The 25,321-nt window shown below is 66.8% G+C and carries 19 protein-coding genes; 8 read left to right on the top strand and 11 right to left on the bottom strand.

Going from position 1 to position 25,321, the window contains the following annotated elements; all coding sequences use genetic code 11:
* The first annotated feature begins 55 nt into the window (after positions 1–55).
* The 6 genes from fabR (at position 56) to ABE463_RS15745 (ending at position 5,430) form a co-directional block, all read left to right on the top strand.
* A complete protein-coding gene (gene fabR, locus ABE463_RS15770) occupies positions 56–718 on the top strand; it encodes an HTH-type transcriptional repressor FabR (protein WP_123729694.1) in 663 nt (220 codons plus the stop codon).
* A 286-nt stretch (positions 719–1,004) separates the two neighbouring features.
* The gene (locus ABE463_RS15765; protein WP_310443686.1) at positions 1,005–1,436 is read left to right on the top strand and encodes a type IV pilin protein; all 432 of its coding nucleotides are present in this window, start codon (positions 1,005–1,007) and stop codon (positions 1,434–1,436) included.
* Between the two features lie 5 nt (positions 1,437–1,441).
* Positions 1,442–1,951, top strand: coding sequence for a prepilin-type N-terminal cleavage/methylation domain-containing protein (locus ABE463_RS15760; protein WP_346468799.1), 510 nt, complete (start codon positions 1,442–1,444; stop codon positions 1,949–1,951).
* Positions 1,935–2,372 carry a hypothetical protein gene (locus ABE463_RS15755; RefSeq protein WP_346468798.1) on the top strand — a complete coding sequence of 146 codons (438 nt, stop codon included), beginning with the start codon at positions 1,935–1,937 and terminating at the stop codon, positions 2,370–2,372. The genes ABE463_RS15760 and ABE463_RS15755 overlap by 17 nt, the downstream gene beginning before the upstream one ends.
* A gap of 8 nt (positions 2,373–2,380) precedes the next feature.
* Positions 2,381–3,079, top strand: a complete 699-nt coding sequence (locus ABE463_RS15750) for a prepilin-type N-terminal cleavage/methylation domain-containing protein (RefSeq protein WP_346468797.1) — start codon at positions 2,381–2,383, stop codon at positions 3,077–3,079.
* A 14-nt stretch (positions 3,080–3,093) separates the two neighbouring features.
* Positions 3,094–5,430: a hypothetical protein gene (locus tag ABE463_RS15745; protein WP_346468796.1), complete on the top strand. Its 2,337-nt coding sequence runs from the start codon at positions 3,094–3,096 to the stop codon at positions 5,428–5,430.
* Positions 5,431–5,522: 92 nt separating this feature from the next.
* On the opposite strand, the gene ABE463_RS15740 is transcribed toward ABE463_RS15745, so the two are convergent.
* The 11 genes from ABE463_RS15740 to ABE463_RS15690 form a co-directional block, all read right to left on the bottom strand.
* Positions 5,523–5,885, bottom strand: coding sequence for a glycine zipper 2TM domain-containing protein (locus ABE463_RS15740; protein ID WP_346468795.1), 363 nt, complete (start codon positions 5,883–5,885; stop codon positions 5,523–5,525).
* A gap of 128 nt (positions 5,886–6,013) precedes the next feature.
* Positions 6,014–6,970 carry a transaldolase gene (locus tag ABE463_RS15735; RefSeq protein WP_346468794.1) on the bottom strand — a complete coding sequence of 319 codons (957 nt, stop codon included), beginning with the start codon at positions 6,968–6,970 and terminating at the stop codon, positions 6,014–6,016.
* A 16-nt stretch (positions 6,971–6,986) separates the two neighbouring features.
* A complete protein-coding gene (locus ABE463_RS15730) occupies positions 6,987–8,177 on the bottom strand; it encodes a CoA transferase (protein WP_346468793.1) in 1,191 nt (396 codons plus the stop codon).
* 137 nt (positions 8,178–8,314) lie between these two features.
* Positions 8,315–10,180, bottom strand: coding sequence for a beta-L-arabinofuranosidase domain-containing protein (locus ABE463_RS15725; protein WP_346468792.1), 1,866 nt, complete (start codon positions 10,178–10,180; stop codon positions 8,315–8,317).
* Complete coding sequence (locus tag ABE463_RS15720; protein WP_346468791.1) at positions 10,177–12,366, bottom strand: formylglycine-generating enzyme family protein; 2,190 nt, start codon at positions 12,364–12,366, stop codon at positions 10,177–10,179. The genes ABE463_RS15725 and ABE463_RS15720 overlap by 4 nt, the downstream gene beginning before the upstream one ends.
* A 37-nt stretch (positions 12,367–12,403) precedes the next feature.
* Positions 12,404–13,357 carry a ribokinase gene (locus ABE463_RS15715; RefSeq protein WP_346468790.1) on the bottom strand — a complete coding sequence of 318 codons (954 nt, stop codon included), beginning with the start codon at positions 13,355–13,357 and terminating at the stop codon, positions 12,404–12,406.
* Positions 13,354–14,655, bottom strand: coding sequence for a serine hydrolase domain-containing protein (locus tag ABE463_RS15710; RefSeq protein ID WP_346468789.1), 1,302 nt, complete (start codon positions 14,653–14,655; stop codon positions 13,354–13,356). The genes ABE463_RS15715 and ABE463_RS15710 overlap by 4 nt, the downstream gene beginning before the upstream one ends.
* A gap of 99 nt (positions 14,656–14,754) precedes the next feature.
* Positions 14,755–16,929: a TonB-dependent receptor gene (locus tag ABE463_RS15705; RefSeq protein ID WP_346468788.1), complete on the bottom strand. Its 2,175-nt coding sequence runs from the start codon at positions 16,927–16,929 to the stop codon at positions 14,755–14,757.
* A 244-nt stretch (positions 16,930–17,173) separates the two neighbouring features.
* The gene (locus tag ABE463_RS15700; RefSeq protein WP_346468786.1) at positions 17,174–18,055 is read right to left on the bottom strand and encodes a LysR family transcriptional regulator; all 882 of its coding nucleotides are present in this window, start codon (positions 18,053–18,055) and stop codon (positions 17,174–17,176) included.
* A 93-nt stretch (positions 18,056–18,148) separates the two neighbouring features.
* Positions 18,149–20,587, bottom strand: a complete 2,439-nt coding sequence (locus ABE463_RS15695) for a sodium:solute symporter (protein WP_346468785.1) — start codon at positions 20,585–20,587, stop codon at positions 18,149–18,151.
* Between the two features lie 85 nt (positions 20,588–20,672).
* Complete coding sequence (locus ABE463_RS15690) at positions 20,673–21,530, bottom strand: CoA ester lyase (RefSeq protein ID WP_346468784.1); 858 nt, start codon at positions 21,528–21,530, stop codon at positions 20,673–20,675.
* A 321-nt stretch (positions 21,531–21,851) separates the two neighbouring features.
* Between ABE463_RS15690 and mutS the strand changes: the two genes are divergently transcribed.
* Entirely contained in the window at positions 21,852–24,473 is a 2,622-nt protein-coding gene (gene mutS / locus ABE463_RS15685; RefSeq protein WP_346468783.1) for a DNA mismatch repair protein MutS, read from the top strand.
* 156 nt (positions 24,474–24,629) lie between these two features.
* Positions 24,630–25,244: a DUF937 domain-containing protein gene (locus ABE463_RS15680; protein ID WP_346468782.1), complete on the top strand. Its 615-nt coding sequence runs from the start codon at positions 24,630–24,632 to the stop codon at positions 25,242–25,244.
* Positions 25,245–25,321 lie beyond the last annotated feature (77 nt).

Raw genomic sequence — 25,321 nt, 5'->3', positions numbered from 1 at the left:
AGTTGTATATTGCTGGGACGGGCTATGATTCAGGGACTTGACTCCCCTGCCCCCGATGACCTCCCCAGACCTGCCCCTGCCTGCTTCCGACGACGCCCATCCCGCGCGCAAAGCCTCCATCTCGCGTGAGGATCTGCTGGCCGCGGCATTGGCCCTCATCGGGCCGCACCGCAGCGTCTCCACGCTGAGCCTGCGCGAGGTCGCGCGTGAAGCCGGGATCGCCCCGAACTCGTTCTACCGCCAGTTCCGCGACATGGACGAACTCACCGTGGCGCTGATCGACCTGGCCGGTCGCTCGCTGCGCACGATCATCGGCGAGGCCCGCCAGCGCGCGGCCTCCTCGGACCGCAGCGTGATCCGGCTGTCGGTGGAGACCTTCATGGAGCAGCTGCGTGCCGATGACCGCCTGCTGCATGTGCTGCTGCGTGAAGGCACGGCCGGCTCGGATGCGTTCAAGCACGCGGTTGATCGCGAACTGAATTACTTCGAAGACGAACTGCGGGTCGACCTGATCCGCCTGGCGGCCGCCGACGGCGCGCGCCTGCACGAGCCGGCACTGGCCTCCAAGGCCATCACCCGGCTGGTCTTTGCCATGGGCGCCACCGCGGTGGACCTGCCGCCGGAAAAAGACCCCGAACTGATCGATCAGCTGACACAGATGCTGCGGATGATCATCACCGGGGCGCGCACCCTGGCCGGCAGTCCTCCGCTGCGCTGACGCCGCGCAGTAGACCAGCGTCCCCGTTTACGGGGTGCCGGAGCGCGGGCCACGCCCTTCGCGGTGCGACGCTGCGCCGCACCAATTTCAATTGACACCGGGTGTCAGGCGCTAATAAAGTGTGAAACTCCTCACAAACGTAACTCCGTCACTGTCTGCCGGCTGCGTCTCGGGAATTGGGGTCTTGAGCGCATCCAGGCGTACCGGGGACACCCGCCTGCAGGCCGTGCGCCTGTCGTGCCGCGTGTCGCAGTGACGGGTCAGGCCCCAGGGAAGGCAGGCGTTGATGGATACCGTAGTAGCACCTCGTTCGCGGCGCGGCATGCGCGGCTTCACGCTGCTTGAGCTGATGGTGGTGGTGGCGATCATCGCCATCCTGGCCGCGATCGCCCTGCCTGCGTACTCCCGCTATGTGATTCGCTCGAAGATCCGGCTGGCGCAGAGCGACCTGCTGGCCCTCTCGGCCAACGCCGAGAACTTCCGCCAGCGCACCCTCAGCTATCCCGGCAGCGCGGAGGTTGCCCAGCGCGGCTGGACGCCGGCCGCCAGTGCAGCCGATTTCAGCTTCGACTACACGGCCAAGACGGGAGGCTACACCCTGACCGCCACGGCCGGCTCAACCTTGGGCAAAGCGAGCGGGTGCGTGCTCAGCCTGGACGATGCCAACTCCCGCAGCGTCGGCAGCGAATGCGCCGCTGTCGGCATCAGCAGCTGGTAACCGCGGTGCGTCCCTCCCGCGCGCGCGGCGTGACCCTGATCGAACTGATGATCGGGCTGTTCATCATGGCGATGCTGCTGATGGCGGCGATGCCGTTTGGCGCCCATTGGGTCAGCAGCAACCGACAGATGGAAGCACGCAGCCTGCTGTGGGAGGGCGTTTCGCAGGCCCGCGCGATGGCGTTGCGCAATCCATCGGCCCGCCGCGCCACCGAACCGGCCGCGATGCTCCGGCTGCGCGCCGGCACGCTGGAAGTGATGGTGACCGGCGCGGATGCCCCGTCATGGTCTGCGCCGGTCCGGACCGGTGTGCACTTCAAACTCACCGATCTGCAGGGCTTTGCGGATGCCGATGCATTGACCGGCAGTGGCAACCCGGACTTCGACTGCGTCACCTTCGATGCGCGTGGCGTACGCCTGCCCGGCGCCGAAGGCTGCACCGATAGCGACGTCGCACTGGGCCGCATCGCGGTCGGCCTCTCCAGCCAGGATCCGCTCTATGTCGACATGCTCTAAGCCGCCCCGCGGCCCTCGCTTCCAGCGCGGCGACATGCTGCTTGAGGCCCTGGTGGCGGTGCTGATCACCTCGTTGATCGCCGCGGGCCTGGCCCACGTCCAGTCACGGCTGATGGCCAACCAACGCGCGACCAAGGTCGAACGCCTGGTGGTCGGTCAACTGCGTGAGCAGTTGCACAGTGGCGGCACCGGTCTGTGCGGCAGCGGGACGATAGCGCTCGCACTGTCCAGTGATATCACCCGCCAGGCCCAGGTGGAATGCGGCACCGCGCCGCAGATCAACGTGACGTTGGCCGGCACCGTGATGCCGGTGGAAGCCCCCCGCGAAGTGGGGCTGAGCGTGCGCGCCGCCGATCTGGAGCTGGAGGGCGACGAGGCCGGCGAGCACGCCGCCGATCTGCTGGTGTCCAGTCGCCAATGAACGGACACATGACACGGCGCCGCCAACGCGGCCAAAGCCTGATCAGCATGATGGTCGGCCTGGTGATCTCGCTGCTGACCATCGCGGCGATGCTGGTGCTCTACAAGAACATGATCGAAGCGTCGGGCAATGCCTCGCGTTCGGCGCTGCGCGATGGCCAGGTCGCCTCGGCGCTGCTGGCCGCGCAGATCGAACTGCAGGAAGCCGGCTTCGGCATTCCCGCCGAGGACACCTTGGCCAGTCGCCTGACGATCAGCGCTGAAGGCAAGCAGATCGCGTGGCGCTTCAAGCACGAGCTGAACCAGGCCGATCAATGCGCCGGGCTGCGGCTGGTGGATACGGCGGCCGACGGCGCACCTGCGCGCGGCTTTTACCGGCTGCCGCCGAAACTCTGCAGCAGTGCAACGGCCGCGACCTGGACCGATGCAGAGTGGCAACCCGTCGCCGCCGAAGCCGCCTTCTTCGAGCCAAGCCAAAAAGATGGCAGTGCATTTGCCAGCGATGAACGCGAAATCGGCGCGTTGACACTGCGCGGTGCCAGCGGCGGTGACGGCTATCAATTTGTCGCCGTACCCGATGCCTGCCTGCCGTTCAAACAGCAGGACACCATCGAGCGCACCGGCCAGCGCGTGATCCTGCGTCAGGCCAGCGACGACGTGCTGTTCTCCGTGTGCCTGCCCAACCTCACTGTGCCCCCCGCCGCATGACCAGGATGTCCGCGATGAATCATCTCTCCCGGCGCACACGCGCCCGCAGGAGCTGTACGCCTGGCCCTGCACGCCAGAAGGGCATGGCCACGTTGTGGATCGTCCTGATGGTCGGCCTCGCCGTCTCGGTGACGGTGGCCGCATCGATCTACTCACTGCGTGGCAACCAGCAGCGCCAGATCACCACCCACTCGGTCACCTCGGCACAGGCCGCCGCCTGGCGCGGCGTGGAAGTCGTGCGCCGCTATCTGCTGGCCGTGGATCCGGCGACGATGGCTGGTTGGGCCAGCGGCAGCGGTGGGCTCGCGATGCCGGCCACCATCAGTGGCATGGCAACCATCGGCATTCCCGACGGCAATGCGCAGATCACCGCGCTCAGTGGCGCCAGCGGCAACTATCAGATCGCCGCCACGATCACCGCACTGGCCGGCAGCGGCTCCACCACCACCAGCGCCACGGTCGAAGTGCTGTATGACGTGACCCCGGGTGGGAGCAGCACGCCCAGCTCGCCGGTCTGCGCGACCATCCCCGCCGCACCGATGGTGTTCAACGGCGACCTCAACATCACCGGTGGCTCGCTCGGTGTGACCAATCCGGCGGGCTTTGAGAACATCGCCGTCGCTGGCAACATCAACTTGACCAACGCCAGCCAGGCAACGTTCTCCGGGTGCGCCAAGGGCAATGTGAGCCTCAGCGGCGGCGGCATTCTCAGCGGCGGACATGTCTACGCAGGCGGCACGATCCAGATCAATCAGATGGCCAACCCCAGCGATACGACGCTGTGGGGGCGCAACGTCACGGTGGGCAGCGGCGTCAGCGGCGGCAACTACACGGCCATCAGGGCCGGCGCCTACACGGCCAATGTCTATGACGGGACCACACTGATCGGCACCACCGAGATCGGCGGCAAGCTGATCGGATCGACCGTGACGGGCGTGCTGCCCTGGTCGGCCGGGGTGATCGTACCGACCAATGTCGGACGCGTCGTCGTGACGCTTTCAAGCGGCGACACCTATCTGCTCGATCTGACGTCCGTTACCACAGACGCGGCTACCGGTCTTGTTTCCGGTGCCTCGGGTGCCGAACACCTGAGTGGCAGCAGTACGTCCGCCCTCACCGATCAACTTACCTTCCGCGCGTCCAGCATCGTTGGCGGCGCCGTGAGCGTCGCAACGATCACGGTCAATCAGATGTGGGGCCATCAGGTCTCCATCACCGGCTGGGATGGCAACTACACGTCATTGCTGGCCAACGGTGACCTCGACGTGGTGTCCGGCACCATCGGCAACCTGGTCGGCGGTCGCGATGTGATCGCGACCAGCGCAGAGCTTTATCACAACTTCCCGAAGCTGGGCACCGGCAACATCGCCGGCGTGCTCCGGTACAGCCAATCGCGTCAGATCGTACCGGACACCGCCATGGCCATGCCCGGCCTGCGCACGCAGCAGACCGGCACGACGCCCGGCCTGCCGGGCATCCCCTTCTGCGACACGCGCGTGGATGCGATCGATGTCAGCACCTACCGCGACGGTGCCAACTACATCTTCGAATGGCTGGAAGGCGCTCCGCATCTGACCATCCGCAATGTGCGCAACCGGGCCGGCCAGTCGATGGACGGCGTCTACAATCTGGCCACCCAGGACGTCCGCCGGCTGCCCGCCAACGGTGCGCAGTTCCTGACCTGCAACTGGAACCAGGCCGAGAACGGCGCCGCGCACTGCTTCCGCGACAAGACCGCGACCAGTGCGTGGAGTGTTACCGGGTTGACCCACCTGCCGCGCGGCGTGTTCTGGTTCGACAACGCGCTCACCATCAATGGGACCCAGTTGCGCGATGCCGACGGCAATCGTGACCTGCTCACCACGCTGATCGCCAAGGGCTACATCACGCTGACAGAGTCCGGCCACGACAAATTGATCGCGCCGAATTTCTCTACGCCGGCGCTCGTCTGCGACGGCGACTACTACCCGGGCAACCTGTGCGACAAGACCGGGGCTGCATCGCAGTTCACCGAATGGACCGATGCCGCCGGCGTATCCCATCGCGGCCTGCCGATCGGGAATGTCGCGTTGGTGACGGAAAGCGGCGCGCAGTTGTCCGGGTGGCAGATCCACGGCAACGTCATCCTCGGCTCCACCTTGGCGACCGCCGCGCAGACCACCGTGATCCACGGCAGCCTGACGGTGGGCACCAACAACCCCGGCAGCGCCACCACGGTGCAGCAGGGGGGCGCCCAGGTGATCGTGCCGCAGGACCGCGACAATCACTACAACCCTGGCATCTGTGAAGCGCCGGCGGTCACGCCCGGCGGCCCGGCAGCGGCGACGGTGCGCTGGAGCCGGTATCGCTGACGTAGATGCCCGTTCATGGAAAAAGCGACCCGAAGGTCGCTTTCTTGTAACGCTCCGGCAGATCGCCGCGCCTTTATGACCGGGCATCGCTATCAGCGATACTGACGCTCGCAACGACGCTCGACCACGCGATCGCCGTTCTTGGACTGCTGATTGCCCTGGATCTGACGGCCTGCGGCACCACCGGCCACGGCACCGGCAACCGTCGCCAGCTTCTTGCCGTTGCCGCCACCCACCTGATTGCCTAGCAGACCACCCACGACCGCGCCGGTGGCGGTGCCGGTGATGCGGTTGGGATCCTTGGAATTACGCTGGACCTCGACGTTGCGGCACACCACCTTGCTGCCGTCGTTGAAGCGGCGCCCTTCGTCCTTCGGGCCATAGGTCTGGGCTCCGGCGACGGCCGATACGGCGAGCAGACTGCCCAGGCACAACACGCGGATGCTCGTCTTCATGATCGATCCCTGTTTGTGGAACATGGGCCGAGTGTCTGCCTGCCTGCGGCAAGCCCGGGTGAATTTGCGTCCACGCCGCGTCAACGCCGTCGGCGGTGTTCAGGCCGCAGCCATCCAACCGCCAGCGCTTACAGCCGCTCGCGGATCGTCTGCCGCAACGCCTCCAGATCCTTGGCGAACGCATCGATACCGCTCGCCAGCTTCTCCGTCGCCATCGGATCAGCCGCCAGATCGGCCGCAAACCGCGCCCCATCGATCGGCGTCACCTGCACAGGCCCGGCCGCACCGGCCACCAGCCTGCGCGGCAGCGCACCGTGATCGGCGTCCAGCTTTTCCAGCAGATCCGGCGAAATCGTCAGGCGATCGCAGCCCGCCAGCGCCTCGATCTGCGCCGTCGAACGGAACGACGCGCCCATCACCACCGTCGGCGAACCGCGGCGCTTGAACTCGGCATACACGCCGCGCACGAACACCACACCCGGGTCTTCATCGATGGTCGCCGGCGCCTGCCCGTTGGCCACGTACCAATCCAGGATGCGGCCCACGAACGGCGAAATCAGGAATGCGCCGGCCTCGCTGCACGCCAAGGCCTGGGTCGGATTGAAGATCAGCGTCAGGTTGCAGTCGATCCCCTCGGCCTGCAGCTGACGCGCCGCTTCCACGCCTTCCCAGGTCGCCGCGATCTTGATCAGCACCTTGCTGCGCGGCACACCGGCCGCCTCGTACATCGCGATGAACTGGCGCGCCTTGGCCACCGTCGCCGCCGTATCGTGGGCCTGGTCCGCATCGACCTCGGTCGAGACACGGCCCGGCACCAGCGTACTGAGCAGCGTGCCCACGCCCACGGTCAGCCGATCGGCCACCGCGTGCACGATGGTCTCGCGCTCACCCGCCTGCTCACGACCCCAGGCCAGCGCGTTCTCGATCAGATCGGCGTACACCGGCAGATCCAGCGCCTTCTTCACCAGGGTGGGATTGGTCGTGCAGTCGACCGGCTTCAATCGCTTGATCGCCTCGACATCGCCGGTATCGGCGACCACCACGGATAGATCACGCAGCTGGGCGAGTTTGGACAGCGAAGACATGGAGAGGTCCTTGGCATCAATCATCAGAGGAAGCGTCAAGCAGCGCGCTGATCGCCGCCGTGTCCTGGTCGAACACCGGCGCGGCGAACGGCTCCGGGCCGGGTGTGCGGCCGAACACGATCGGCCGGGTGATGCCGCGGTAGCTGCCCAGCAGCGGGTGCGGCAGCGACGTGACCATCTGCTCGGCCTGCACCTGTGGATGGTCGAACATGTCCTCAACCTGGCGCGCCGCCGCGCACGGCACCTCTTCGCCGAACAACGCCTCCCACGCCAGCGCACTGCGCGTGGCCAGCGCGGCGTGCAACTGCGGCAGCAGTATCTCGGCCTCCGCAGCCCGCTTGCGCACGGTGTCGTACCGCGCGTCGGCCGCCAGTTCCGGCAGCCCGATCCGCTCGCACAATGCCTGCCAGAAGCGCGGGGTATTGGCCGAGACGTACAGGTATCCGTCCGCGGTGGGATGGATGCCGGTGACACCGCCCGAGCGCATATCGCGGCCCACTGCCGCCGGCTCGCCCTCGGCCCAGACCATCCGCGCCGACTGCATCGTCAGCGCACTGCGCAGCAGCGACACGCCCACGAACTGGCCTTCGCCGCTGCGTTCGCGCTCGTAAAGCGCCGATGACACACCGGCCGCCACCAGCGCGGCAGCGTAGTAATCGACCACCGAACCGTACAGGATCTCCGGGGCGCCGCCCGTCTTGCCCTGCATCGTGCACATACCGGTCATGGTCTGCAGCACCTGGTCGTACCCTGCCTTCTCCTTCAACGGCCCCTGCTCGCCATAGCCGGTGACCGAGCAATACACCAGGCGCGGGTTGAGCTTGTGCAGGCTCTCGAAATCGATGCCCAGGCGTACCGGCACGCTCGGCCGGAAGTTGTGCACCAGCACGTCCGCCTCGCGCACCAGGCGCATCAGCACCGCACGCTGGTCAGGCTGCTTCAGATCCAGCACCACGCCGCGCTTGGAGCGGTTCACACCGAGGAATGCCCGGCTCTCGGCCTCCAGCGTGGAGGGATAGCGCCGCAGGTTGTCGCCGACCGGTGGCTCCACCTTGATCACCTCCGCGCCCTGGTCAGCCAGCAGTGTGCAGCCGTAAGGACCGGCAATGTAGGCGCTCAGGTCCAGCACACGAATGCCGCTCAACGGTCCGGTGGCACCTTCCCGCTGGGCGATGGCGAATGGAGAACTGGGGTTGCTTCCGGTCATGGTCAATACACTCGATACCTTGATGGAAGTTTCCTCCTGGCCAACGGGAAGAAACAGATCGTGTGGGTATGTTCTGGGTGGACAAAAAACACGCTGCGGCGTCGGCGGCGCCAGGGCCGCTGACGACCGCCGAGACGTCAACCCGAAGGCGCCAGCGACAGCCAGCTCAATCGCCAGCTGCCGTGATCGCGCCCACCACATCGGTAGTAGGGCTCGAAGGTCAGCGGGCCGCGGCACTCCAGCTGCACGGTGATCGGTGCGCCCTCGCCCGTGTCTTCGCCCACCTGCAGCCATTGCGAGGGGGGCCGGTCCGGCAAGCGCACCGTCTCATCGGTTTTGTACCCGTCGATCAGGCCGGTGGCATACACCAGCGGCCCGTAGCTCAGCCCCACGTACTCCCAGCGCAGGACCTCCTGCGCCACCGGCGAGCCATCCGGCGCGCGCGATTCCTGCACGTTGATGTTGGCGGCCCGGTGCAGGCGAGGCTGCATCGGCAGCTGCACGCAGATCGTGTCGCCGGACTGCCAGGTCCGCTGCAGGTGCACGAACCCGTCCGCGCCCGCCTCGGCCGCCTCGGGCTGCCCATTGACCTCGATCCGTGCACCCATTGCCCAGCCCGGTATGCGCACGCCGATACTGAACTCGGCGACGCATTCGGGCAGCACGGTGATCGTCACCGTACCGTCGAAGGGGAATCGGGTCGCCTGCAGCAGGGTCACCGCACCGGCCTGAGCGTGCAGCAGCGTGGCCTCGCCCGGCCCGTACAGGTTGACCCGCAGCCCACCATCGGCGGCGATGCCATAGGCCACCTGTGGCAGCTCTTCCACGGCCATCGCGCCGCTGGATTTGCAGCAGCGCCAGTAGGTGGTGTGCACGCGCCGGCCGTTGGGATAGGTGTAGTAGCACCAGTCCTCACCATTGGTCGCCATCGCCGCCAGCAGGTCGTTGTAGGCGGTGCGCTCCAGTTCGTCGGCATAGCGCGCGTGGCCGGTGATGGCCAGCAGCTCACGGTTGAGCTGCATCCACGCCAGTACCGAGCAGGTTTCCACATAGGCCTGCGGGAAGAAGGTGCGCGGCGCGTTGAATACCTCGCGCGACCGGTGCGCCACCCCACCCCACGGCCCGCCGCCCAGCGTGAGGTGCTGCTCGCGGATGTTGTGCCAGAGATGATCGAGCGCCTGGCGATGGTCGTCATGCCCGGTGGCCTTGTACAACTTGGCCAGCCCGACCAGGTTCCAGCTGAGCTGATACGCCTTGCCGGTCGCGATGAAGGCTGCATCCTCGCCGGCCAGTGCCTTGTCCAGCAGCGCCAACCTCGGGTTGGCGTTGGCCTGCGCCAGGATGCACTCGGCCAGCGCCAGATAGCGCGGCTCGCCGGTGACCAGATAAAGATCGGCGGCTGGATCCAGCAGTACCGTGGCGGACATGCCGTGGTGGTTGCCCAGCGTGGTGATGTCGATGCCCGATTGCAGTGCCTGCCAGCACAGGTCGGCGATCCGGCACGCGGCCTGCAGGTAGGCCGCGTTGCCAAGCGCGCGCCACGTTTCCAGGAACCCAAGGATCAGATAGCTGTGCGTCCAGATGTCCCAGGTGCGCAGCGCCGGCTCGCCGTTCCAGCTCTCCGGCTTGGGCGGCTGCGGCACGCTGAAGCGGCGCTCAGGCGCATAGTTGCCCAGGTAGCCGTCATCGTCCTGCTGGCTGATCAACCAGTCGGCGACGCGGCGCAACGAGGTCTCGAGCTGCGGCTGCCCGCCCTGCGCCACCGCGCGCGCCGTGGCCGAGAGCCACTTGCCTGCGTGCTCGCCATACCAGTCGCCCTCGTGGTTCTGGTGCTTGTGCGCCTGGCTGAAGATGCTGATCGGCGCGCTGTGCTCATCCACCACGAAGGTGCTCAGGCGCCCACGGCGGTTGGCTGCCAGGGCATCGCCCAGCACACCCTGCAAGGTGACCTGCTGCGGCGGGACCAGCGTCATGCCGCGGGCGGCGGGATGCAGACGGTTCATGCCGCATCCACCACGCAACGGAAGCCGACCGTACCGGCGCGATCCTTGGATGGCCCCATCAGCAGGTACTTGCCGTGCTGATCCAAGCGGTAGGCCTGCGGGAAGTACCAGTGCGAAGTCTGCGGCTGATAGCTGCTGCCGCCACGCAGTACGGCCGCGCGGGTGTGCGCATCGCTGAATTCATCGGTCCACTGCCACACATTGCCGACCAGATCCTCCACGCCGAACGGGCTGGCTCCCTGCGGATGCGCATCCACATCCGCCGGCGGGGTGAGGCGACGGCCACGATTGACCCGCGGCACGCATGTGGCATCCCACGCGTTGCCCCACGGGTACAGGCGCTCATCGGTGCCCTGCGCGGCGTACTGCCATTCCCACGCATGCGGCAGCCGCTTGCCGGCCCACGCCGCGTACGCGCGCGCGTCCTCGATGGAGACCCAGGTGACGGGCTTGTTGTCCCAGCCCGCACGCGGCGCGCCGTCCTTCCAGTCCGCCAGGAAGTTGTGGTCATCGGCCGGCCGGTAGCCGCTGGCATCGAGGAAGCGCTTGAACGCGGCGTTGGTGACCGGGTGGCGATCGATGTGGAACGCAGGCAGCGCCATGCGCCGGCGATGGTGGCGACGCGCGCAGTCTTCCCACGGGTACTGCACATCCAGGCCGGCCCAGGTGAAGCCTTCGATCTCGATACCGCCCACCTGGAACAGGAACTCGCCGGCCGGGATCGTGACCATGCCAGCGGGCGCCTCGGCCTGCGGGGGCGTGCTCGCCATCGCCAGCAGCTCCTGCGGAGCGGCCTTCCACGCGGCGGAGTAGCTGTTGAGGGGCTGCTGTGTGCGCTCGGCGGTCGCGGCCAGGAAATCGTCCAGACCCTCGACTGCGGTATCGGCAGCCACACTCAGGATCGCGCCGAAGCCGCGCGCTTCCATCGGCAGCTCGATGTACGCCGCGCCGTCAATGATCCGCGGCGTCAACACGCGCCCATGCCACGCATCGTAGTAACGCATGCCTTGCGCATGCGCCAGCGCGATCTGCTCGCCGTCCACGGCGTACTCGTTGCGGTTGATCAACGTGTCCAGCGCTACCCCCTCGCCCGGGAACCGGCTGGCGAAGATGCCGCCCTGCAGGCAGACCTGGTACGGCTCCCAGTCCATCGAGACCACCAGCTGCGGGAACTGCCGGTACAGCGTGGCGATCCGGCGCAGCGCTTCACCGTCGCGCGGGGTGAACTGGTTCCAGACGCCCCAGATGTTCTCCCAGGCGTTGTAGCCGATGCCGTTGAAGAAGCAGTACTGCAGGTCGTGATTACGGTTTCGACCCCAGCGGTTCTCGTAGTTGACCATATGGCGGGGCTCCAGCCACTTCCACTTGGACACCGGCGGCACCGGGCCATCGGGCGCCTTTTTGCCCCAGCTCTGCACGTTCCAGATCAACTGCTCTTCGGAACTGATGGTGGATTCGGGCTGCACCACCACTGGATTGCCGCGTGCATCGCAGGCATCGAAGAACGCCCGCGGCACACCGTTGAAGGTGTCACCGTTGATACCATCGGCACCGACCGCCTTGACGATCTCGGCCAGCCCATCCCAGTGCGTCACGCCCGGGTCGCGGGTGCCGTGGTCCCACGGCTTGGCCGGCAGGAACACTTTGACGCCACGCTTCTGGAACGCCTGCACCGCAGTCTTCAATCCCGCCAGGCCGCCGGGCATGTCATGCGCCAGATCGAACTGGTTGCGGTCATCAATGCCGATGTTGGGGTAGACGTACCAGATCAACACCGAATCCAGCCCGCCGAACCGTGCGGTCAGATCGTCCAGATACCGATCAACGGTGTACTGCCCGGTGGCCGCGTCGAAGAAGTAGCGGTCTTCGACCATCATCTGCGCATGTACGAAGTTGCGCTGCGCCCACTGCAGCTCTGGACGACGGTAGTTCACATCCGTGTAGCCGATCCGGACCAGGTGCTCGCGGCGCCAGTCCTTGAGTTCTTCCAGCCAATCACCCGCGCTGGCATTGGCATCGATCATCCAGTTGCCGATATCGGCGAAGGGCCACGCCGGCGCCTTGCCGGGCGTCGGCAGGTAACGCCCGGTGGTCACGTGCGAGAACTTGTACTCGGTGCGGATCGCCTCACGCCCGTAGTCGGCTGCATCGGTGTCGTAGTCGGGGCTCTGATACGGCGTGGTCATGGGCAAGACATCCAGCAGCAAACGGAAAGGAGGTACATCACTGCACGCACCCGGCCGCCAGCGCGGCATGGGCGGCGGCATCGGGAACGCGCGTGGGATCGGCCAGCAGCGCCTGCACCTCGGCGCGGGTGGGAATGCTCGCCTGTGCGCCCAGGCGGGTGCAGGTCAGCGCGGAGGCTGCGGTGGCGGCCAGCAACGCCTCGGCCATCGGTTGATGGTCCGCCAGCGCAGCGATCAGGGCGCCACAGAAGGTATCGCCAGCCGCGGTGGTGTCCAAGGGGTCGATACGGAAGCCCGGCTGCAGCAGCACCTCGCCGTTCACCCGGGCCAGGCAGCCACGCGCACCCAGGGTCACGATCACGCAGGGCACCGGCACGCGCGCCAGTCCCGTGGCCAGGTCCGGGGGATGGCCGGCCACCACGTCCAGCTCACCTTCGTTGACGATCAGCACATCCAGCAGCGCGAGCAGCGCATCGGACAGGACTTGTGCCGGCGCCGCGTTGAGCGCGACCTTGAGCCCGGCCGCACGGGCGCGGCGGGCATAGGCGGTGATGGTGGGCACGGGCGTTTCCAGCTGCAGCAGCAGCCAGCCCACGCCCTCCAGCGCCGGCAGGTGCTCCTCGCGAAGCCCCAGGTTGGCACCGGGCGCGACCGTGATCGCGTTCTCGGCGGTGTCGGCCAGGCAGATGAAGGCGGTGCCGGTGGGCAGCGCAGGATCGCGCACGGTCGACAGGGCCACACCGGCGTCGAGCAGGGACGCCTCGATCGGTGCGGCGAAATCATCCTCGCCCACAGCCAGCAGCATCCGTGTCGGCACACCGCCGGCCCGCGCGCAGGCCACGGCCTGGTTGGCGCCTTTGCCACCGGGGAACGTGCTGAAGCCACGGCCCAGCACCGTCTCACCGGGCCCCGGCACATGCGTGGCGCGCACCACGAAATCGAGATTGGCCGAGCCGGCGACAAGGACGGTGGAACGTGCCGCACTACTCATGGGTCTATCGCCTCATCAACGCGGTTGTAGAACGTCGTACTGATGCGCGGCAGATCGTCATTGCCGCCGGGCAGATGCTGCAGCATCAGAATCGCGACCAGGCGGCGTGCCGGGTCGATCGTGTAATAGGTCGAGGCCGCGCCCGACCAGCCGAACGCGCCCACCGAAGCGGTGCGTCCTTTCAGGGCCGGATCCAGCAACACCGAACCGCCCAGGCCGAAGCCCTCGGCATCGCTGAACTCGGTCACCGGCCGGGGCAAGGCGGTGTGCACCAGCTGGTTCTGCATCATCAGGGCCACCGTGGACGGTCGAAGCAACTGCACCTCGCCGCAGCGGCCACCGTCCAGCAGCATCTGCGCGAACCGGCCATAGTCGCCGGCCGTGGAATACAGACCACCGGCACCGCTTGGATAGGGCCGAAGCGCGTTGCCGGGCACCCGCGCATGCACCTCATCGGCGAGCACCAGATCACCGTGCTCGCCCATGGTGGTCAGCGCCACCACGCGTGCGCGATCACGCACCGGCACCACGAACCCGGTGTCGCGCATGTCCAGCGGGCGGAAGATGCGCTGTTGCAGGAACTGCTCGAACGGCAGGCCACCCACCACTTCCACCAGTCGCGAGAGGACCTCGATGGAGGTGCTGTCGTAACGGAAGCGTGTGCCCGGCTCGGTCGCCAGTGGCACGCGGGCCAAGCGCGTGGTGTAGGTGGCCAGGCTGTCCGCGGCCTGCACCTGCTGGTATTCCAGCAATGCGGTTACCGCCTCGAATCCCTCGCCACCCGCTGCGAAACCGGCGGTATGGGTGAGCAGATGTCGTACGGTCAGCGTCTGCCTCGCCGGCCGCAGCTGTGGCGCCGCGGCGGTGCCCCCGGTGAAGACCTGCAGGCGTGAGAACTCAGGGAGATGGCGCGCCACCGGATCATCCAGATCCAGCCGACCCTCTTCCACCAGCATCAAGGCGGCCACCGAGGCCACCGTTTTGGTCATCGAGTAGATGCGGAAAATGCTGTCACGCTGCATGGGCGTGGCATGCGCCAGATCCTGCCAACCGTAGGCGGCGTCATGCACGATGCGGCCGTCGTGAATCACCAGCGCGACCGCGCCGGTGTAGCCCTGGCGGCCGGTGGATTCGCGGAGGAGAGCATCGACCGCCGGCAGCCGTGGCGGTGAGGCGGGACGTTCCGGCAACGACGCCGCAGCCGGTCCCACCGCCAGCATCAGCCACGCGAGGACGGCCAGGCGTGCCCGGGGTCGGCAATGACGGGCGTGGGCCGGTCCGTGCGATGGCCAGTACATCCGCTCTCCTGCTGTCAGTGGCGGTAACGTCATGACAGGGTAAGGCAAGAAAAACGGACCGGCGCTGCAGTGCGTCGCAGCGCCGGTCCGCGGTGACGGTCAGAACGTGAAGGTGTGGGTCAGCGACACCATGCGGCCACGGCCGGAGAAGAAGTTCTGCCAGCCCGGCAACTGCGACCAGGTCAGCACGTACTGCTTGTCCAGCAGGTTCTCGATGCCCAGCGACAGCTTGCCGTAGGTCCCGGTGTCGTAGTTCATGCTGAGATCCCACAACGCGTAACCGTAGGTATCCTCGTCATTGCGGTACACCGCGCCGTTGGACGGATTGACGAAGGTCTCGCGCAGGTCGCGGCTGAAGGTACGGCTCACGCCCAGCGTCGCATTGAAACGATCATTCGGTGTCCAGGTCAGCGAGGCATTGACCTTGTCCGGGGAGATGTCGAGGATGCCCATCTCCTTGTTCAGGCCTGAGCCGTCGTAGTACTGGGTCTGGCCGCGGATCCGCGAGTACAGCAGCGTCGCCTTCCACTGGTCGTTGAAGGTCCAGGCGCTGTTCATCTCAATGCCTTCGATCCGGGTCGGCGCACGGGTGAGGATGAAGTCCTCGGTCACCTTGTCCACCGTCAGCGAAGACCCGAACTCGGAGGTCGAGCGGTAGCCCGAGATGCCGACCTGTGCCTGCTCGCCGCGCCAGTTGAAGCCCACTTCCTTGTTCTTGGTGATCAGCGGCTGCAGATCGGCGATGCATGCCACTGCCTTGCACGGACTGTTGGCCTGGATATTGCGCAGCGGGATGCCCACGTTGGCAATACCGAAGCCTTCCGAGTACGAGGCGAACACCGACCACGCATCGGTGATGCGCCAGATCGCACCGAAGTTGGGCAGGTTGGCCTTGTAGTCGAGCTTGCCGCCCTGCACCGGGGTGAAGTCGCGGTAGGCGGTGGTGGTGTAACCGTCGATTTCCAGCTCACCGTCTTCGCGGCGGATGCCGGCATCCAGCGTCACCGGGCCGATGTCCCAGCTCAGCTGCGCGTACGGCGCCAGGCTGGTGTACTTCATCGGCGGCACCCAGACCCGGTCGGTCAACGCCAGGCGCTGTTCGGCCGTGTCTTCCACCAGGTCCAGGCCGGTGCGCAGGCGCAGACCCTCCACCGCGAACAGGTCGCCGTAGGCATAAGCCACACGCAACCCCTTCTTCTCGGAGTTGATCTCCGACTGGTCCCAGATGCGGTCGGCTTCCGGCGGCGCCGGCTTGACCAGCTGGCGGTCGGCGCCGTTCTCCGGCACATAGCGCATCGCCTGCTTTGCCCAGTACAGGTCCACGCTCAGGTCACCGCCGAAGAAGTCAGCATGGGTGTACTTGGCAGCGAACTGTTCGAAATCGTTGAACTCGGCCAGCGAGCCGGCGATGGACCCCTTTTCGGCGGTGTTGGTGCTCGGAATCGGGCACTCCACGGCGTCGTAGCGGCAGCCTTCGACCGGAATGTAGTTGTGCTTCCCACCAATATGGAAATTGCTGTAGCTGGCCTGGATGCGCTGCATCTGGCCCTCGCCAAAGTTGTAGCCGCCCTTCAGAAAGAGGTTCTTGCTGTAGGAGTCGGACAGCGAGCCGGAGGTGTTCAACCCCACCCGGCGACCGTCGCCGTCGTAGGCGATGCCGCGGTCGATGTAGGCGCCGCTGATCAGGAAGTCCGCGGCGTCGCCCTTGAAGGTGTGGGTGATGCCGATCTTGGACTGCCCGCTGTCATCCTTGAACTGGGTGCCGTAGCGCGTGCTGACCGTGGTCTGGTGGCCCTCCACTTCAGGATTCTTGGAGAGATAGTTGATGACGCCACCGGCACCACCGATGCCCTCGGCGGCCGACGGGCCGTTGATGACCTCGATACGGCCGATCACGCCCATGTCGGTGAACGTGCCATTTCGGCTGCCTTCGCGCAGCGGGGAGCCCTGCGGCACGCCGTCGAACAGGCGCAGCGCGACACGGCCGCGCAGGGTCTCGCCACTGTTGCTCATTGCCTGGGAGGATTCGGAGTAGCCCGGCACCATGCGTGCCAGCACGGCCGTGGCGTCTTCGGTCAGGTTGAGGGTGCGCTGCACCTGTTCCTGGTTCACGACGGTCACTGCACCGGGAACCTTCTCGATCGAGATCGGGGTCCGGCTGCCGGTCACGATCACCTGGTCCAGATCGGTGGGCGTCGTGCTCTGCGCCATGGCAGGGCTGATGACACAGGCGAACAGTGCAGTGCTGATGGCCGCGGAAAGTGGCTTGATCATTCGTTTCTCCCCCCCAAAAAAGGAAATGCGGGACAGCCGGCCGGGGAGCCGTCGCCACCGATGACGCGCGTGGGCTTTCGCCCTTCCGCCGGTCGATGCGGTTCCCTTGCGGGTTTCCACGTCCTGTCCGGCAACGAGGCGAGAGCCTAGGCGCGGCGTCATGGCGATAGAACTGCGCTCAGGTATGTTCAAAGCCTAGGATTTGTTTCGCTTCGCACGGCGCACCGCGCGAAAACCCGTGGTATCAGCGTTGCGGCTCGGTCAATGCGACGCGCGCTTCCTCCAGCAACACGTTCACCAGGCGGATGCGCACTGACGAACGCGACCAGACCACGCCAATCCGGCGCGGTTCGCTGCACTGCGGCAAGGGAATGCGCACCACATTCAGGCCCTCCGGCCATGGCTTGGCCCAATCCGGCACCAGTGACACGCCAAGCCTGCGGTCGACCATGACCGCGATGGCATTGAGTGCATTGAGCTCGAACCGCTCGCGCGGCACGATCCCGGCCTGTCGCAGATAGTCATCGGCGAGACGACCGCCCCATTCGTGGCGGTCGTAGCGGATCAACGGCTGCTCGCGCAGCAGCTCGTGCGGGTCACGGCCCGCCAGATGGGCCGGCGCCAGCACCACCAGCGGTTCTTCGCGCAGCTGCTGCCACTTGCAGGTCTTGGGCAACGCGAACGGCGCCTGAAGCACCATCGCCGCATCCAGATCGCCGGCCTCCACCGCGCGGTACAGATCGGCCGAGTAACCCGGTTTGATGAAGACGTTGATCTGCGGGAAGGTCGCCACCATCCGCGACAGGATGTCCGGCAGCAGGCCGGCCAGTGCGGTCGGGCACGCGCCCAGCCGCAGCTCGCCGGCCAGGTCGTTCTCATTGGCCACGCTGCGCAGATCGGCGACCTGGCGCAGCAGGTCGCGCGCCCGCTGCAGGATGCGCGCGCCGTCCTCGGTAACGCTGACGGTGCGCCCGGCACGGGCGATCAGCGGCGCGCCGAGTTCACGTTCCAGCGTGCGGATCTGCTGGGCGACCGCAGCCGGGGTGATATGCAGCGAGCGGGCCGCGGCAGCCATCGAGCCGCGGTCCACCACCGTTACGAACGTACTCAGGAACTGGGTTTCCACGGATCACCTCTCAGCGCGTGAGCACGCTACACGAGCGACTGGCGCAATGCGATTGGACCAATGGCCCGCGCGCCGGCGCCTCAACGGTGCTGGTCATGGGGCTGCCGCTTCGGCCGGGGTATCACTGTAGATGGTCAGCCCCTTGAGCGAGCGGGTCGGCGCCGGGAAGAACAGGCTGGCCACGTAGCCGATCACGATGCACAGCAGGATCGAGATCGCCAGATAGAAGTACGGGTGCACCAGGTTCATGCTCCAGCAGATCAGCGTGATCAGGATCGAGCCGGCCACACCGATCGCCACGCCCGGTGCGTTGGCCCGGCGGGTGAACATGCCCAGCGTGTAGGCACCGGCAAAACCACCGCCGAGCAGGCCGGCCAGTTCGATGGAGACATCGAACAGCGAATGGATGTCATAGCGGCTCATCACCAGCGCGATGCCGATGCCGATCAGGCCCACGCCCACGCCGGACCATTCGGCCACGCGCACGGCGGTTTTTTCGTTCGGGTCCTTGACCAGCTTCTGGTAGAAATCCACCGAGACCAGGGTCGAGATCGAGTTGATGATGCTCGACAGGGTCGACATCGCCGCAGCGAAGATGCCGGCGATGATCAGTCCGGTGACACCGGCCGGCAGCTCGGCGGCGATGAACAGCGGGAAGGTCGCATCGATCGGCAGCAGCGGATTCAGGCGCTCGGGGTTGTTGCGGTAGTACATCCACAGGGCCGTACCGATGCCGTAGAACACGAAGCCACCCGGAATCATGATGACCGCGAAGGTCCAGATCGAGCGTCCGGCTTCCTTGTCCGAACGCGTGGACAGCGCACGCTGCATCAGCACCTGGTCCTTCGGGAAGGTCAGCACCACATCGAACACCACCAGGAAGATGAAGCCCCACACGGTGGCCTTGGTCAGGTCGAAGCTGAAATCGAACAGCTTGGTCTTGTCTTCCGCGCCGACTGCGTTGAGCAGCTGGGGCAGATCGCCACCGGTCTGCATGAAGATGAACCCGATGGCGAACAGCGCGCCGCCGAACATTACGATCACCTGCACCACGTCGGTCCAGATCACCGCCTTGGAGCCGCCCACGGTGGAGTAGATGATGGTGAACACGCCCATCAGCATGATCGACCAGACCACATCCACGCCGGTGATGGTGGAGATCGCCAGCGCCGGCAGGAACAGGATCACGCTCATGCGGCTGCCGATCTGCATCACGATGCACAGCGCACTGGACAGCATCCGGATCGCCGGATGGAAGCGCGTCTCCAGATAGGAGAACACGCTCATCAGATCCAGCCGACGCAGCAGCGGCACGATCCAGACCGCCACGAACATCAACCCCATCACCGCGATCAGGTTGTTGGTCATGTACTGCCAGTTGGTATCGAACGCTTTGGCCGGGATGGCGATGAAGCTGATCGAACTGGTGTTGGTGGCGTAAAGGCTGATGCCGGCCGCCCAGAACGGAATCGAGCGCCCACCGACGAAGAAGTCCGCCGTGGAGGCGTTCTGGTCCTTGAGATAGAAGTAGAAGCCCATCCCAAGCATGGCCAGCAGATAGACGCCGATCACCGTCCAATCCAGCCAGCGCAGCAGGTGCTTGCCGCCCTGCAGTTCGGCGTACTGGAGCTGGCTGCCGGTGGCGCCCGCCGTGGCCCAGGCCAGTCCGTTGCCCCACGCCGTGACGGCCTGCGGTGCTGCGGCAATCGGCGTGTCCAGTGTCGTCCATGCGTCGGTGATGGTGTGGAAGGTGCGCGCCTGGGTCACGCCGCTGCCGTCGTTCACCAGCATCAGCAGATGTGCCTGGCCCAGCGCGCGCATCGAGCCGGCGATGATCGTGCCGTCCGGCGACGCGACCTGCTGCCAGCTGGCGTCGGCGTTGCGGCGCCACAGCTGATCGGGTTGGCCAGCCACAGCGGTGGCCAGGTAGAGCGCGCCCTTCTGCGCCTGCAATGCGTGCGGCACACCGGAAGCCGGCACCTGCTCAAGATGCTGCCAGGCGGCCGCCGCCCCGCGTCGATACAACTGGGTGACGCCGCCAGCGTCGGTGCCGATCAGGAACAGTGCATCGTTGAACGCCGCTCCCTGGGCGTTGCTCAAGGGCTGCGGCAGCGGCACGGGAGTATCGAGAACCAGCGCACCGGCGCGCAACGTCAGCGCCTGCAGCGCATCGATCCTCACGTCCGGCCCGTCCAGCAGGTAGGTACGCCCGGCGATGCTGGCGCTGCCCTTCACCACCCTGCCCGGCGTCGCCGCCGGCACCTTAAGCGGCTCCCACGCGGTGTTGTCCGCACTGAGTGCCCAGCCATGGCCTTCGCTGAGCGCAACGATGCGCCCGTCCACGTGGAGGAGCCCGGCCGCCGATACGGGTGCCGGCAGTGCGGGCAGGCTGCCCGAGCTGACCGTAGTCAGGCTTTCGGCGGCGACCGCGCCACTGCCGGTGAGCAGCACTGCGGCAGCAAGCAGGCGCGCCGAGCGTGCACACCGCCGGACCAAGGACGAGAAGAAGGCGAACGGGACAGGCTTGAGCATGGAATCACCCGGAAAGAGCGCGGCGTGGCCGATGCAGGCCGTCGCGCAGGAATGAGAAAGGGGTCGATGCATCCGGTTGCCGCCGTCAGGCGACCGGAGGAGAGGCCGCGGCCAGGAGGGCCTCGGCACGGCGCAGATACGGCAGGTCGATCATCCGGCCTTCGAACAGGAACGCGCCGTGGCCGTTGCCGGCGGCGCTCGCCGAAGCAGCGACGATCCGGCGGGCCTCCTCAAGCATCGCCGGCGGCACGCTGAAGGTGGCATTGGCCAGCCCCACCTGGCGCGGGTGGATGCAGCTTTTGCCAATGAAGCCCAGCTGCTGGGCGATCCGTGCCTCGGCCAGGAAGCCCTCGGTATCGGTCACGTCCGGGAAGGCGCCATCGCAGGCGAACACGTTGGCTTCGGCCGCGGCGAGGCGCACCGCGAACAGCGTGGCATGCACGTTGCTGAGCTCACGGTGGATGCCATTGGGCGCGAACAGGTCGCCCAACCCGAGCTGCAGGCCGGCCACGCGCGGATGCGCCGTGGCCAGCTCCGCGGCCCTGCGCAGCGCCTTGGGCGTTTCGATGTTGATCAATAGGCCGATCGGGCGCTCCACGCCATTGGCCTGCTCGGCCCGCTCCAGCCGGGCGATCGCGGCCAGCAACTGGGCGACCGATTCGATCTTGGGCAGATTGAGCAGGCTCACGCCGGGCAGTGCCACGGCCGCCAGATCGGCATCGAACTGCGCGCTGCTGGTGCCGTTGGTACGCACGATCAACCGCTTGCCGCTGGCCCGGGTGGCCGCGCGTAGCAGGACGTCGGCGACGTGGGCACGCGCCTGGGCCTTGCCGGCCTCGGGAACCGAGTCTTCCAGATCGAACGAGAGTGCATCGGCCTGGCTGGCCATGGCTTTGTCGAACAGTTCCGGGCGTGCCCCGGGGACGAACAGCTTGCTACGCATGGTTTTCCCTCATCAACCCGCGCAGTCTGCAGAATTAAAAGCCCGTAAAAAGTGCGGCCCCGGACATTCATTGGATAGTTTTTGTATCGATCGGGGGAGTGCCGATGGTGACGGCCGGGCCAGCGAACAGCACCGCCCGGCATCGCGGGCCGGCCCATCCTGCCATCGGCATTGCCGCCCCGCGCCCCTGCCCTTCCCGGTGCGTTTGACCCGCGGCCGGGGAATTTCCGATGGCTCGGCTTAAACTGGGCGCCTTGATGACGGCCGGCCTGCCTGCCGCGCACGGCCCGGATCGACCGCCCGTATTCGTAAGGACGTTTCTTGCAAACCACTGATTCCAAACTGAAAGCCAAAGACAGCAAGGGGACCGCCGAGCACACCCCCCTCATGAAGCAGTTCTTCGCCGCCAAGTCCGATTACCCGGACCTGCTGCTGTTCTTCCGCATGGGCGACTTCTACGAGCTGTTCTACGACGACGCCCGCAAGGCGGCGCGGCTGCTGGACATCACCCTCACCCAGCGCGGCAGCTCGGGCGGCGCGCCGATTCCGATGGCCGGTGTGCCGGTGCATGCCTACGAAGGCTATCTGGCGCGTCTGGTCGCCCTGGGCGAGTCCGTGGCGATCTGCGAACAGATCGGCGACCCGGCACTGGCCAAGGGCCTGGTCGAGCGCAAGGTGGTGCGCATCGTCACCCCCGGCACCGTGACCGACGAGGCGCTGCTGGACGAGCGCCGCGACACCCTGCTGATGGCCCTCTCGCGGGGGAAGAACGGCTATGGGCTGGCCTGGGCCGATCTGGCCGGTGGCCGCTTCCTGGTCAACGAAGTCGATTCGGACGATGCGCTGGAAGCCGAGCTCGCGCGCCTGGAGCCGGCCGAGCTGCTGGTGCCCGATGAAGAAAATTGGCCCGCCTTCCTGCAATACCGCAATGGCATCCGTCGCCGCGCGCCGTGGCTGTTCGATGCCGACAGCGGTCGCCGCCAGCTGCTGAGTTTCTTCAAACTGCACGATCTGACCGGTTTCGGCATCGACGACAAGCCGCGCGCCACCGCCGCCGCCGGCGCCCTGCTCGGCTATGTCGAAGAAACCCAGAAGCAACGCCTGCCGCACCTCACCGCGATCGCCACGGAAACCGCGAGCGAAGCCATCGCCATGAACGCGGCCACGCGCCGCCATCTGGAGCTGGATACGCGGGTCGATGGCGATACCCGCAACACCCTGCTTGGCGTGCTCGACACCACAGTGACGCCGATGGGCGGTCGCCTGCTGCGGCGCTGGCTGCACCGCCCGCTGCGCCTGCGCGAGGTGCTGGTGCATCGCCACGATGCGGTTGCCACGCTGATCGATCGCGGTGCCGAGGGCGACGTGCGTGATGCCTTCCGTGCGCTGGGCGATCTGGAACGCATCCTCACCCGCGTCGCGCTGCGCTCGGCGCGCCCGCGCGATTTCTCCACGCTGCGCGATGGCCTGGGCCTGCTGCCCGAGGTGCGCGCGGTGCTCGCCCCGCTGGATTCGCCGCGGCTGATCGCGCTGCACGATGCACTGGGCTCGCATGACGAGTGCGCGCACCTGCTCGCCAGCGCCATCGCCCCGACCCCGCCGCTGAAGCTCAGCGATGGCGGTGTCATCGCTGAAGGCTACGACGCCGAGCTGGACGAACTGCGTCGCCTGTCCACGCATGCGGACCAGTTCCTGATCGATCTGGAACAGCGCGAGCGCATCAGCAGCGGCATCGCCACGCTGAAGGTCGGCTACAACCGCGTGCACGGTTACTACATCGAGATCAGCAAGGGGCAGTCCGAGAAGGCACCGGTGCATTACACGCGCCGCCAGACGCTGACCAATGCCGAGCGCTACATCACCGAAGAACTGAAGTCCTTCGAAGACAAGGTGCTGTCCGCACGCGAACGTTCGCTGACCCGCGAGAAGTTCCTGTACGAGCAACTGCTGGACATCCTCGCCAGCGGGCTGGAGCCGCTCAAGCAGTGTGCCGCCGCGCTGAGCGAGCTGGACGTGCTGGCCGGCTTCGCCGAACGCGCGCAGGCGCTGGACTGGGCGCGTCCGGAACTGGAGACCGCGCCGTGTCTGAAGATCGAGCGTGGGCGTCACCCGGTGGTCGAAGCGGTACGCGAGCAGCCGTTCGAACCGAACGATCTGGACCTGCATCCGGACCGCCGCATGCTGGTCATCACTGGCCCCAACATGGGCGGCAAATCCACCTACATGCGCCAGAACGCACTGATCGTGCTGCTGGCCCATATCGGCAGCTTCGTGCCCGCCAGCCGCGCGGTGATCGGCCCGATCGACCGCATCCTGACCCGCATCGGCGCCGGCGACGATCTGGCCCGCGGGCAGTCGACCTTCATGGTCGAAATGGCCGAAACCAGCTACATCCTGCACCACGCCAGCGCACAGTCGCTGGTGCTGATGGACGAGATCGGCCGCGGCACGTCCACCTATGATGGCCTGGCGCTTGCCGATGCGGTCGCACGCCATCTGGCCTATCAGAACCGCTGCTACACGCTGTTCGCCACGCACTATTTCGAGTTGACCGCACTGGCCGACGAACAGCACGAAGGCGGTGCCAGCGGCATCGCCAACGTGCATCTGGATGCGGTGGAACATGGCGACGCATTGGTGTTCATGCACGCCGTGAAGGATGGCCCGGCCAACCGCAGCTTCGGCCTGCAGGTGGCCGCGTTGGCCGGCCTGCCCAAGTCGACCGTGGCCCAGGCGCGTCGTCGCCTGGCCGAGCTGGAACAGCGCAGCCACGACACGCAGTCGGCGGTGGTCGCCGCGCAGGCGCTGGATGCACCCCAGCAGTTCGGCCTGTTCAACGCGCCCAACACCGCCGCGCAGGACGCGCTGGCCGCGATCGATCCGGACGAGCTGACCCCGAAGCAGGCGCTGGAAGCGCTGTACCGGTTGAAGACGCTGCTCTGACGATCCGTAGTGCCGGCCGCTGGCCGGCTCCCCGCAGAGCCGGTAGCACCCGACCGTTGGTCGGGTGTCCGCGTGGGCCCGCGTGAATTCTTCGCATTCCCGTAGTGAACGCAGCGCTATGCTCTGGCGGTTCCCATCCCTGCCCTGGAGTCCGCCGTGAATACCGAATCACTTGCCGCGTCCCTCTTCCAGCAACTGCAGCAGGGCCAAGGCCTGCAGCAGGTGTCCCAGCAGCTGGGCATCGACCCCAACCAGGCCAGCACCGCAGTGGGCGCTGCCCTGCCCCTGCTGCTCGGCGCGATGGGCCGCAACGCGCAGGAACCCCAAGGCGCACAGGCACTGCTGGGCGCCTTGCAGCGTGACCATGCGCCGGCCAATGCCGGGGGCGGCTTCGATCTGGGCGGGCTGCTCGGCAGCGTGCTGGGCGGCGGGGGCGGCAATGCGACCAATGGCGCCGGCATTCTCGGCCATGTCTTCGGCGGCAACACCGACCGCGCCACCCAGGGCCTGAGCCAAGCCACCGGGCTGGACAGCAGCAAGACCAGCCAACTGCTCGCCATCCTCGCCCCCATCGTCATGTCCTATCTCGCCCAGCGCTTCGCCAGCGGCGGCAACGCCAGCCCGGGTCAGCTCAGCCAAGCCCTCGGCCAGGAAGCACAGAGTCCCAACAGCGGTGGCCTGCTGACCTCCGTGCTGGACCAGGACGGCGATGGGCAGCTGGGCGTTGGCGATCTGCTCAAGCTCGGCGGCGGCCTGTTCGGCAAGCGCTGAGGGCACGCGCTCGAAATAGCCTACGCCTATCGCATTAGTTGATTCATTCGAATGTACCGAATGAACAGCAATGGCTA

Origin of the sequence: Stenotrophomonas sp. TWI819 (assembly GCF_039673075.1) — a bacterium.
Lineage (GTDB): Bacteria > Pseudomonadota > Gammaproteobacteria > Xanthomonadales > Xanthomonadaceae > Stenotrophomonas > Stenotrophomonas rhizophila_B.
The sequence above is the reverse complement of the archived record's forward strand: the minus strand, read 5'-3'. Positions and strand labels throughout refer to the sequence as shown.

Excerpts from the sequence above, each read along its gene's own strand:
- ABE463_RS15745 (WP_346468796.1), top strand. The coding sequence starts at position 3,094 with ATGAATCATCTCTCCCGGCGCACACGCGCCCGCAGGAGCTGTACGCCT.
- ABE463_RS15710 (WP_346468789.1), bottom strand. The coding sequence starts at position 14,655 with ATGTACTGGCCATCGCACGGACCGGCCCACGCCCGTCATTGCCGACCC.
- ABE463_RS15740 (WP_346468795.1), bottom strand. The coding sequence starts at position 5,885 with ATGAAGACGAGCATCCGCGTGTTGTGCCTGGGCAGTCTGCTCGCCGTA.
- ABE463_RS15725 (WP_346468792.1), bottom strand. The coding sequence starts at position 10,180 with ATGAACCGTCTGCATCCCGCCGCCCGCGGCATGACGCTGGTCCCGCCG.
- ABE463_RS15720 (WP_346468791.1), bottom strand. The coding sequence starts at position 12,366 with ATGACCACGCCGTATCAGAGCCCCGACTACGACACCGATGCAGCCGAC.
- ABE463_RS15730 (WP_346468793.1), bottom strand. The coding sequence starts at position 8,177 with ATGACCGGAAGCAACCCCAGTTCTCCATTCGCCATCGCCCAGCGGGAA.
- ABE463_RS15715 (WP_346468790.1), bottom strand. The coding sequence starts at position 13,357 with ATGAGTAGTGCGGCACGTTCCACCGTCCTTGTCGCCGGCTCGGCCAAT.
- ABE463_RS15755 (WP_346468798.1), top strand. The coding sequence starts at position 1,935 with ATGTCGACATGCTCTAAGCCGCCCCGCGGCCCTCGCTTCCAGCGCGGC.
- ABE463_RS15690 (WP_346468784.1), bottom strand. The coding sequence starts at position 21,530 with ATGCGTAGCAAGCTGTTCGTCCCCGGGGCACGCCCGGAACTGTTCGAC.
- ABE463_RS15750 (WP_346468797.1), top strand. The coding sequence starts at position 2,381 with ATGACACGGCGCCGCCAACGCGGCCAAAGCCTGATCAGCATGATGGTC.
- ABE463_RS15735 (WP_346468794.1), bottom strand. The coding sequence starts at position 6,970 with ATGTCTTCGCTGTCCAAACTCGCCCAGCTGCGTGATCTATCCGTGGTG.
- fabR (WP_123729694.1), top strand. The coding sequence starts at position 56 with ATGACCTCCCCAGACCTGCCCCTGCCTGCTTCCGACGACGCCCATCCC.
- ABE463_RS15765 (WP_310443686.1), top strand. The coding sequence starts at position 1,005 with ATGGATACCGTAGTAGCACCTCGTTCGCGGCGCGGCATGCGCGGCTTC.
- ABE463_RS15705 (WP_346468788.1), bottom strand. The coding sequence starts at position 16,929 with ATGATCAAGCCACTTTCCGCGGCCATCAGCACTGCACTGTTCGCCTGT.
- ABE463_RS15695 (WP_346468785.1), bottom strand. The coding sequence starts at position 20,587 with ATGCTCAAGCCTGTCCCGTTCGCCTTCTTCTCGTCCTTGGTCCGGCGG.